Here is a 9,573-nt window from a genome sequence, read left to right as displayed (position 1 = left end):
AGTCGTTCGAGTGAGCACCGAAGCCATCATGACCATGTTGGTCATGATGACTTCACAGCTCGACCCGTTCGTGCCAAGGTGCACCAGGCGCCGAACCGGTGCCCGGTCCAACCGAGTTCGTCCGCTCTTCGCCCGCATTCCGTCCGAGGACCGGCACGCCCTGCAATGAACCTGTCGGCTGCCTTGGCCGCAGGTCGGCACGTGTCGAGTCAACCCGTCCGGTCATCGACCGGCCGCTACGCAACCGTTCCGCTCCCCGGGCCGACACCGACACCCCGAATTCGGAACCGGAGCCCCCGGTTCCGAAACCCCCGCCAGGCACGCACGCCCGCACAGCACATCCCCTGGCCCACACGCTCAGCGCATCCGCACGCCAAGCACATCTGGTGCGCCCCGTGCACCTTGCACCAGCCACAACGGCCATCGCCGAGCGCGCCGCCATCGGGCGACGCCGTGTTCGGGAGGTATTCGCGTGACCGAGACCATCGACAGCAGCCCGCCGCCGGAGAAGCCCGACCCGCACGGCACCGGCACGACCGCCACCGCGACCGCGACCGATTCCGGCCGGCTCGAAGGCGCGTCCAAGCTCCGGATCTTCTCCGTGCTCGGCGTCATCGTGCTGTTCTCGGAGGTGGTGCCGCTCCAGTACACGATGATCGGCACGGCCGTCCAAAAGATCGGCCTGGACTTCCCGTCCGCCGGCAACAACATCGGCTGGATGATCATCATCCTCGGCCTCGTGGGCGGCGCGACCACACCGATCATCGGCAAACTCGCCGACCTGTACGGCAAGCGGCTGATCCTGCTCGCGTGCAGCATCCCGTTCCTGGCCGGCTCCGTCCTGTGCGCGCTGACCCACTCGTGGGCGATGTTCCTGGTCGGTCGCGCCCTCCAGGCGGTGGCGTTCGCGATGGCGGCGGTGGCCGCGGGCCTGATCCGCGACCTGATGCCGCGCCGGATGGTGCCGATGGCGATCGGCGTGATAGCCACCGGGTTCGGCGTGTCCGCGCTGACCGCGCCGCTGCTCAGCGGTTGGCTCACCGACCACTGGAGCTGGCGGTCGCTTTTCTGGTTCCTGATGGTCTACATGCTGGTGCTGATCCCGATCTTCTGGCTCGTGGTCCCGGAGTCGAAGCTGAAGACACGTCAGAAGCTGGACTGGCTCGGCTCGTTGCTGATCGGCGGCGGCGTCGCGCTGGCGCTGATCTACCTCAGCAACGGTCAACAGTGGGGCTGGGGCCGCCCCAGCGCGTGGAGTTACCTCGTGGTCGGGGTCGTCCTGCTGGTCGCCTTCTACCTGTGGGAACAACGCGCCGCCGACCCGATCATGGACCCGAAGCTGCTGCGTGCGCCCCGGGTTGCGATCGTGCTGGCCATCGGCCTGTTCTCCAACATGATCATCGGCGTGCAGTTCTACGCCGTCTCCTACATGGCCCAGATCGACGAGAAGGTGGTCAAGGAAGGCACGATCGCCGGCTTCGCCGAGAAGGCGGGCATACCCGTGGACGCGATGCGCCAGGGCCTGATCTTCCACGGGGACATCGGCTACGCGCTCGGCTTCAGCCTGATGGCGCTGGCCGTCCACCTGACCACGTGGCAGTCCATCCCCGGCATGTTCACCGGACCGGCGGCCGGCCAGTGGGCCACCAAGGTCGGCCTGCGCCGCCCGTACATCGTGTGTCTGGCGGTGATGACGCTCTCCATGGCGCTGTACGCGCTCTTTCACGGTTCGTGGGGTGTGCTGCTGATCATCGGCATCGTCTACGGGCTCGCGTTCGGCGTCTACTACGCGTGCGCCAACAACCTCGTGATCGAGGCGGTGCCGCAGGAGCAACAGGGCATCGGCGCGAGCATGCTCGCGCTGACCCAGTCGTTCGGCAGCGCGGTCGGTACCGCGATCCTGACCGCGATCCTGTCGGCGCACACGTACCAGGTCTCGACCGTCGCCCAACCGGGCGCGCCCGCACAGACCTTCGATATTCCGCAGGTGTACACCGACGACGGCTGGACCATCGGGTTCTGGGCGGTGGCCGCCGCCGGCGTGGTGTGCGTACTGCTCGCCGTGGTGATGAAGGCGGGCCGTACTCCGGCCACCGGCGGCACGCTGCACTGACGCGACGCAACAGGGCGCACGGTCCTTGCCTGTCGACCGAAAGGCAGGCAGGCAAGGCCGGTGGCCCGCACGAAGGAAGCGCCGAGTCCTCGGTCAAGGACGCGCGGGCGCGGATGCGGACGCAGGCGCCGGAACTCGCGTCGCGGCTCGCCCGCCACGCCTCGCCGCCGTCTCGATCCGGCCGTCGTCGGCGGTGCGTTCGTGGGAGGTGGCGAGGCGGATCACCGCGTCGATGTCGTCCCGCCTGCCGAGTGCCCGGACCTCGTCGGCGACGTCGGGGACCGGCCGCCTGCGGGCGAACCGGATCAGGCCCATGGTCGTCAGTCCGGCGCGCACCCGGGGCCCGAACAGGCCGACGTCCTGGAAGGCGGGCACGACCTGCCGGAAGGTACGGCAGCGGCGGGTGACCTCCGGAGCGGACCGACGGGACTGCTCGACGACGTCCTCGCCGTATCCGAGGGTTCGCCAGACCGCGTCGGGGGTGTAGTCGGTCTTGAGGGTGTGGCAGCACTCCAACACGAACTCCTCGCGTCGGCGTAGTTCCGCGTCGGTGATCCCGTCCAGTCGCCGGCGCAGCAGGGCCCGTCCGAACGCGAGGTGTCGGGCCTCGTCCCGAGCGATGTTCTCGATCAGCGCACGGCCCAGGGGATCACCCATGTGGGATCGCTGGGCGGTGAGCGAGGTCAGCGCGACGTACTCCAACAGCAAGGTGGCGATGGCGAAGAAGTCCATGTCCGCTTCCCCCAGGGCGCCTTCGTACAGGCTCGCCAGCTCGGCCAGGGGCGGGTAGCGGACGCCGATCTTGCCGGTGAGGAGGGTGAAGGCTTCGAGGTGCCGGGCCTCGTCGACGATCTGGGTGGCCGCGAACAGCTTGGTGTCGAGGTCGTCGGTCGCCGAGATCACCCTGCCCAGCCCGTTGAGGGCGAACTGTTCCCCGTGCAGTGCCTGGGACGCCTCCCACGCCTGGATGTGCCGGCGCACGTCGACGCGGTCGGCCGCCGGAAGTCGTTCCCACAGGGGGCTGCCACCGAGCGGAAGGACGGAGTCGGGCACGCCGAGGGGGTTGTCGGGGTCGAGTTCGTGGTCCCAGTCGAGGTCCACCGCGGCGTTCCACTGTCGGGCCTTGCCCTGGGCGTACAGCCGGGTCATCTGCTCGTCGTGACCGTCGTAGTCCCACTGGAAAACGGCGAGGGCGCCGTCGGCGAACACGGAAGCGGGGCCGGTCTGCGTGGTCGGCGTGGTCGGCGGGTGAACGATCCGGTGGTCGGTGTGCACGTGATGCCCGTTCTCTCGCTCGGCTTCGTGGGCGGCGCGGTGGCGTCCGTCCGCACTGCGATCGACCACGCGCGTGCGAGTCGGCGGCCATTGGCCCACATCGCGGGTCACGAACGGCACTTCGACCCGTCTCCGTCGGGTCCCTCCGACGCCGCTCCGGATGTCGATCCGCTGGTCAGCCGGGGTGCGGGGCGAATCCGACCGTCGCCCGATCGGCCGACGCCCGGTCGGCGTAGCAGCGGGTCCGGGTGTGCCTATGGATCGGTGCGGGGTTCTCCGTTTTGATGCGCACGGCCCACCATTTCGGAGGAGACATGAGCGCTCGCACGCGCAGCAGGGTTCCGCTCGGCGCGGGGGCAGTGCGGAGCGCGGCAGGTCGAAGGTGCTCCTGCCGCGCTCCTCGCGCGTGCGTCGCGGCCGCGGGCCGGTGCGATTCCCCGGATCGCCGGGATCGACGTCAGCGGGCGAACCGCGCGACGGCCTCCGGCGTGACGGGGGTGAAGAAGTTGACGAGATTGCCGTCCGGGTCGCGGAACAGGAGCGCGCGGTTGCCCCAGGGCATCGTCGTGGGTTCGTTGACGAAGTCCTCCACGACGCCGGTCAGGTTCCGGTACACGCTGTCCACGTCGTCGACCACGAACTCGAGGATGACACTGCGGTTGTCGGCAGGACCGGCGGAGCCGGGCGCGAACAGCGGGACGGTACGGGTGCTGCCGATCGCGAGGGTCGCCGAGGCGGTGACGAGTTCGGCGAAGTCCTCGTTGCCCCACCTCGCCTGTACGCCGGTGACGCGCTCGTAGAAGTCGACGAGGCGGGCGACATCATCGGTGATGATGCGAATCGAGACGAAGTTCATGGTTTCTTCCCTTGTCGGTTGGTTCTTCCTTTACACACTAGAGTCGATACCGGACAGAATCCGCCCGGTATCTGTCGGAGATTTTCGGTCCTCCCGGTGATGGGCACAGGAGGTTTACAGCCGAACGACCTTGCCCCCGGTACCGGTTGTGCGTCCCCCTTCGAGGCGCTGGAGCGCGGCCGGGAGAAGGGGCCAACCAGGCCGGAAAACATACCAGTTGCACTATTGGCCGCCGTTCAGGTGAACCTGCACGGCAAAGCGATCGCGAGCGTTTCCGCAGGCCTCGTCGGCGGGACCAACTCCACGGTTCGATGCCGCGGCAGACCGCCGCCGGCAGCCCGAGCCCCGGAAGGAGACGTCCTCGTGAAAGTGCTCAACAGCGCGGGCCGCACCGCGCTCGCCGGATGCGTCGTCCTGGCACTGTCGGCCGTGGTGTCCACCGACGCCTACGCCGCCTCGGGAAGGTTCACCTACGATCGGGAGAACGGCACGAGTCGCATCGTGTTCAATCCGCCCAACGGCGAATGCATCGCGTTCGACGCCCCGGCGGTAGGCGTCGACAACGCCACCGACACCGACTCCAGGGTGTTCGCCGGCTCCATCTGCGACGGCGCGAGCGAGGTCGTCCCGAAGAACACCGGGGTCACCTGGGGCACCTTCCGCCCCAAGAGCGTCCGGTTCGGCTGACCACAGCACCAAACACCTCTGTTCGGCGGGCAGCACGGGCCCGCCGCACAGCGGTCCTCGAGGTGGCGGCTCGGCCCGGACGGCGAGAGTTTTCGGTCGGTGGTGCAACACGGGCGCGTGTTCGTGCGTGTATCCGGTGTAGGGCAACGGCAGTGGTCGTGCGGCGAAGCGAGTCGTGGGTGCCATCAGCCCGGTGCGGGTTCCACCCGTGCGCCTACGACGCCGGCACACCCCGGGTGGTTCGACACCGCCCACCGACCACGGAGGCGATGACCCATGAGGCCCCACGAAGAGGAACTACGCGCCGCCATGCGGGAATGCGCGGCGGCCCTGACCCCGCCCGCGGACATCATGGCCGAGTTCCGGGTCCGTAGCGCGCGCTCGACTCGCCGTTACCGGGCCCTGTTTCGGGCCTCGTGCCTGCTGATCGGCGTCTCCGTCGCCGGCGGTGCCATGACGCTTGCCTTGTCCCTGCCGTAAGGCCGGGTGGGGGCGGAGGCCGGCGCCGGGGCTGGGGTCGGGCCTCTCGCCCGTTCACGGGCCGGTGGTCGACGCCGTTTCGCCTCCCCGCCTGGGGGCGTGGACCCTGGGGGTTCCGGGGCCCGCGTCGGGTCCGTGACCGGAGCGCCGTCCCGGGTCGTCGGCGGTGGCCGCCTCGCGTTGGCGTAGGAAGGCGCCCAGGTCGTCGCGGCCGGCGAGGACGCGGTCGGTGAGCGGGCCGAGGATGCCACGCAGGGCGACGACGGGTTGCCAACGTCGCGGGACGACGATGTGGGGGGCACGGTTCTCGATGCCCACGAGCACGCGCCGGGCGACGACGTCCGCGCCGACCGGTCGAGCCAGGGGGGCCGGGAAGACGCTCTCGCGCATCCTGCTCAGGCCCTCGTCCTCGCCGAGAACGTCGCGGGTCATCGCGGTGGTCACCCACCCGGGATACAAGACCCCGGCGGTGGCGTGGTGGACGGCCAGTTCGACCCGCAAGGCGCGCACGAACGCCTCGACGGCGGCCTTGGAGACCGCGTAGGGGGAGTTGAGAGCGCCGTTGACGAACGCGTAGACGGAGGACGTGACCAGCACGTGTCCGCGTGCGGCGGCGATCTGCGGCAGAGCCGCGCGTACGGTACGCCAGACGCCGAACAGGTTGACCTCCACTACCCGTTCGAACTCGTCGGGGTCGATCGTGGCGATGGTCGCGGGTGGTTCGGGCGCGATTCCCGCGTTGGCGAAGACCACGTCCAGCCCCCCGAACCGGTCGACGACGCGCGCGACGGCGTCGTCCAGGGCCGAGCGGTCGGTGACGTCCGGATCGAGCGTCAGCACTCGGCCATCCCCCAGGCTCCGGGCCAGGTCGCGCAGGGAATCCGACCGACGACCGGCCAGGGCCAGGTTGGCGCCGCGGGCGTGCAGCGCCCGGGCACAGGCCGAGCCGATGCCGCCGGTCGCTCCGGTGATCAGAACGGTTTTGCCACGCACGGGATAACGGGGCACGGAGCACACTCCTGTTCGTGACGGCCAGTACCGAAGGGGCAGCCGAACGACCACGGCCGCAGGGCGGCACCGGTCGGCCGGGCCGCGAGGCTCGTGTACCGCTTCCACGTCTTCGGCGACCCTGCCGCCGGTCCCGGCACGAGAGCCTCGCGGACTCCCGTACCGAGACCCGCGGCCCGGTGGTCAGTGCGGCTGGTCGATGTGCTCGGGGTGGAAGTGGACGGCCCCCGTCACCTGCGGGTCGAACAGGTCCAGGAGCCCCCGCAGCGGCTCGTCGGGCTGCTCCGGTCCCCACAGTTCCAGGGCCATCTCACCGTGGTACAGCATCGGCCAGCGCACGTAGTGACGGGTGTCCGCCGGATCGTGCACGGCCCTCGAGGCGGCGAGCGTGGCTCGGGCCACGTCGATCATCAGGTCCGTCCCACAGCCGAAACCGTAGGGGTAGTGCTCCCGGTCCGGCGGGATGCTCTCGATCAGCGCGGGGTCGGCGTACGAGACACCGACGTGCGCGTGCAGGCCGGCGCGGATGGCGGGCACCTCGTGGGTGCCGTTCGGGTCCCAGGCCCATTCGCCCGCCGCGTTCCTGCCGATTCGTACGGTGGGCGCCGCCTCGAAGAGTGCGCAGACCTCCCACGCCTCCACCGACGGCGCCATCGGCTGTGTCCCCTCGGGCGCCAGCACCCGCAGTCGGTTCCCGTTCATCCGGAAGTCGACGGCCACGAGGTCGGTGTCGGAGAGGTCGCGCTTGTCCACACCCCATCGTCCCGACGCGGTCACCACGAGCGCGTTCAGGTCCGGATCGAAGGCGAAGAGCATGCCCTCGCTGAAGCCCTGGAGGTTGAGGTACATGGCGTAGGTACGGGAGAGCCGGGGCGAGACGAAGTCCGCCATCGCGTGCGGGGCCGGCAACAGACCGAGATCGCCCATCCGCTTACCGGCCACCGTCAGGCTCTTCGGCGCCCTGGCCGCCGCCCACGCGCCGGCGGGGATCGCGTCCGGCACCACATCGTGGCGACCGGCGACCTCGTGGGCACAGGACGCGGCGACCAACCGGTCGCAGATGCCCTGGGCGACGTCCTCGGTTTCGGTGGGGTGTCCCCCCTCCATCGTGCACAGCGTCGCCTCGGCGACCTCCCCGGGCGCCGCACCGGCGGTGACGAACACGACCGTGAAGACGCCCACCCTGGCCATCAGGATCCGCGCGGCGCGCACCACCTCGGGGTGCGACATCTCGCTCAGCCGCTCGGGTACTTCCGCGACCGCGACCAGACGGCCCACCACGCCTTGGCGGCCCTGGTCCTTGCGAACCTTGAGCATCAGCGGGGTCTGTTCCTCGACGATCCGATCACACAGCGCGTCCGGGCCGTCGGGCACGGACACGCCCACCACGACCATGTCGACCTTGGCTTCGTTCTCCCCCTGCGGAATCACCCGGTTCCCGCCACGCGCGAACGCCGCCTCGAGGTCGCGCAGGAACGACGCGTGGGTACTCGACAGTTCCGGGGCGGGTGCGATGAAGCGGACGCTGCACGTACGCCACCAGTCCAGGTCCTCCAGCCGCCGACCCGGCGCCGGCGCCGCGGTTTCCGCGCGCGTCGATTCCACCGGACTCGATTCCGCGTGGGTTACGGAGGTCATGAAGGTGCTCCTGACGTTGCTGTGCGGAAGGCGAGGACGGCGTTTTGACCGCCGAACGCAACCGAGGTGGAGATCGCGGTGTTCAGGCGGGCGGGGCGGCGCGGGAGCTTGGCGACCACGTCCAAGTCCATGGCCGGGTCCGTGCGGTGGTGGTTGGCCGTCGGCGGGATGCTTGCGTGTTCGAGCGTCAGGACCGTCACCGCCGCTTCGATCGCGCCGCCCGCGCCGCCGGTGTGGCCCAGGACGCTCTTGACGGCGGTGATCGGTGGGCAACGGTCGAAGACGGACGCGAGGAAGCGGGCTTCGGCGGCATCGTTGAGAACGGTGCCGGTGCCGTGCGTATTGACGTGGTCGACGTCGGCCGCGCTCCAGCCCGCGTCGGCCAGCGCCGCACGCGTGGCGAGTTGCGCGCCGCGGCCGTCGGGGCGCGGCGCGGTGAGGTGGTAGGCGTCGTTGGCGGAGCCGTAGCCGGACAGCAACGCCCGGACCCGGGCCCGGCGGGCGCGCGCGTGGGCCGGCCGCTCCAGGACCACGACGCCGACGCCCTCCCCGAGCACGAACCCGTCCCGGTCGGCGTCGAACGGCCGACACGCGTGGTACGGGTCGCCGGAGTGGGTGGACAGGGCGCCCAGTTGGGCGAAGCACGCCGCGCTGAGTCGATCGCACATCGTGTCGGTGCCCCCGGCGAAGACGACGTCCAGGGTGCCGGCGCGCAGCAGGTCGCGGGCGACGCCCAGCGCGATGGCACCGGAGGCGCAGCCGGCGGCGGGCGCGAAGTTGGTGCCCTGGGCGCCCAGGTCGAGGCCGACCTCGGTGCCGGCGGTGTTGGACAGGGAACGGGGCAGCGATGCCGGGGAGATGGCGGTGCTCCGGCCCGCGATCAGCCGCTCCATCGCCGACGTCAGGGATTCCATGCTCGGACCACCCGAGCCGATGATCACACCGACGCGGGTGGGGTCCCAACTCCGGGGGTCGAGCGCGGCGTCGGCGAGCGCCTCGCGAGCGGCCACGACGGTCATCTGCGCGGCGCGGTCCATCCGCCGGGACAGCCGTCGGCCCAGCCGGGCGTCCCCGTCGAAGTCGGGCACCGCGCACGAGATGTCCACGGGCAGGCCGGCCAGGCCGGGGTCGCGGCGGGCGGTGGACACGCCCGCGCACAGGGTCCGCCAGGTGGCTTCGACTCCGATCCCGCCGGCGGTGACCAAGCCCAGACCGGTGACCGCAACCTCGGAGGAGGCCACGTCAGCTCACCGTGGACGAAACGGAGGACGGAACGGGAGACGAGACGGAGGACGAAACGGAGGACGGAACGGGGGACGACATGTGCGACGGGGCCGAGGAGACCGAAGGGTTCGACGAGTCCGAGGAACTCGAAACGTCCGAGGAGCCCGAGGAGTCCGCAGCGATCACAGAGCCCGAGGAGTCCACACAGCCCGAGGGATTCGAGGCCGTCCGGACGAACGGTTCGGCTTCCGGGGCCGAGTCGAACGCCGAGGCCGCCTGTGCCAGCGTGGTG

Annotated in this window: 9 protein-coding genes; 4 read left to right on the top strand and 5 right to left on the bottom strand. The window is 70.4% G+C overall.

The window, feature by feature from the left end; all coding sequences use genetic code 11:
- The first annotated feature begins 472 nt into the window (after positions 1–472).
- Positions 473–2,113 (top strand): MFS transporter, encoded by a 1,641-nt coding sequence (locus tag GT354_RS09255; protein WP_161355785.1) that lies wholly within the window; start codon positions 473–475, stop codon positions 2,111–2,113.
- A 93-nt stretch (positions 2,114–2,206) separates the two neighbouring features.
- Here GT354_RS09255 and GT354_RS09250 read toward each other — a convergent pair whose 3' ends face one another.
- Positions 2,207–3,499, bottom strand: coding sequence for a diiron oxygenase (locus GT354_RS09250; RefSeq protein WP_161355784.1), 1,293 nt, complete (start codon positions 3,497–3,499; stop codon positions 2,207–2,209).
- A gap of 346 nt (positions 3,500–3,845) precedes the next feature.
- Positions 3,846–4,244 carry a VOC family protein gene (locus GT354_RS09245; RefSeq protein WP_161355783.1) on the bottom strand — a complete coding sequence of 133 codons (399 nt, stop codon included), beginning with the start codon at positions 4,242–4,244 and terminating at the stop codon, positions 3,846–3,848.
- A gap of 363 nt (positions 4,245–4,607) precedes the next feature.
- Between GT354_RS09245 and GT354_RS09240 the strand changes: the two genes are divergently transcribed.
- Both GT354_RS09240 and GT354_RS09235 read left to right on the top strand, forming a co-directional pair.
- Entirely contained in the window at positions 4,608–4,931 is a 324-nt protein-coding gene (locus GT354_RS09240; RefSeq protein ID WP_161355782.1) for a hypothetical protein, read from the top strand.
- A 276-nt stretch (positions 4,932–5,207) separates the two neighbouring features.
- Positions 5,208–5,411 carry a hypothetical protein gene (locus tag GT354_RS09235; RefSeq protein WP_161355781.1) on the top strand — a complete coding sequence of 68 codons (204 nt, stop codon included), beginning with the start codon at positions 5,208–5,210 and terminating at the stop codon, positions 5,409–5,411.
- Between the two features lie 54 nt (positions 5,412–5,465).
- Here GT354_RS09235 and GT354_RS09230 read toward each other — a convergent pair whose 3' ends face one another.
- From GT354_RS09230 to GT354_RS09220, 3 genes are all read right to left on the bottom strand, one after another.
- Complete coding sequence (locus GT354_RS09230) at positions 5,466–6,419, bottom strand: short-chain dehydrogenase/reductase (RefSeq protein WP_202511675.1); 954 nt, start codon at positions 6,417–6,419, stop codon at positions 5,466–5,468.
- A 183-nt stretch (positions 6,420–6,602) separates the two neighbouring features.
- Complete coding sequence (locus tag GT354_RS09225; protein WP_237534548.1) at positions 6,603–8,057, bottom strand: hypothetical protein; 1,455 nt, start codon at positions 8,055–8,057, stop codon at positions 6,603–6,605.
- Positions 8,054–9,298, bottom strand: a complete 1,245-nt coding sequence (locus GT354_RS09220) for a beta-ketoacyl-[acyl-carrier-protein] synthase family protein (RefSeq protein WP_161355780.1) — start codon at positions 9,296–9,298, stop codon at positions 8,054–8,056. The genes GT354_RS09225 and GT354_RS09220 overlap by 4 nt, the downstream gene beginning before the upstream one ends.
- An 11-nt stretch (positions 9,299–9,309) precedes the next feature.
- Here GT354_RS09220 and GT354_RS53710 point away from each other — a divergent pair.
- Positions 9,310–9,573: hypothetical protein (locus tag GT354_RS53710; protein WP_237534547.1), on the top strand; the 264-nt coding region annotated here is incomplete at its 3' end.

It is taken from the genome of Streptomyces sp. SID3343 (genome assembly GCF_009865215.1).
Classification (GTDB): Bacteria; Actinomycetota; Actinomycetes; order Streptomycetales; family Streptomycetaceae; genus Embleya.
Note: the sequence above shows the minus strand (reverse complement) of the source record. Positions and strands in the feature narration are given on the sequence as shown.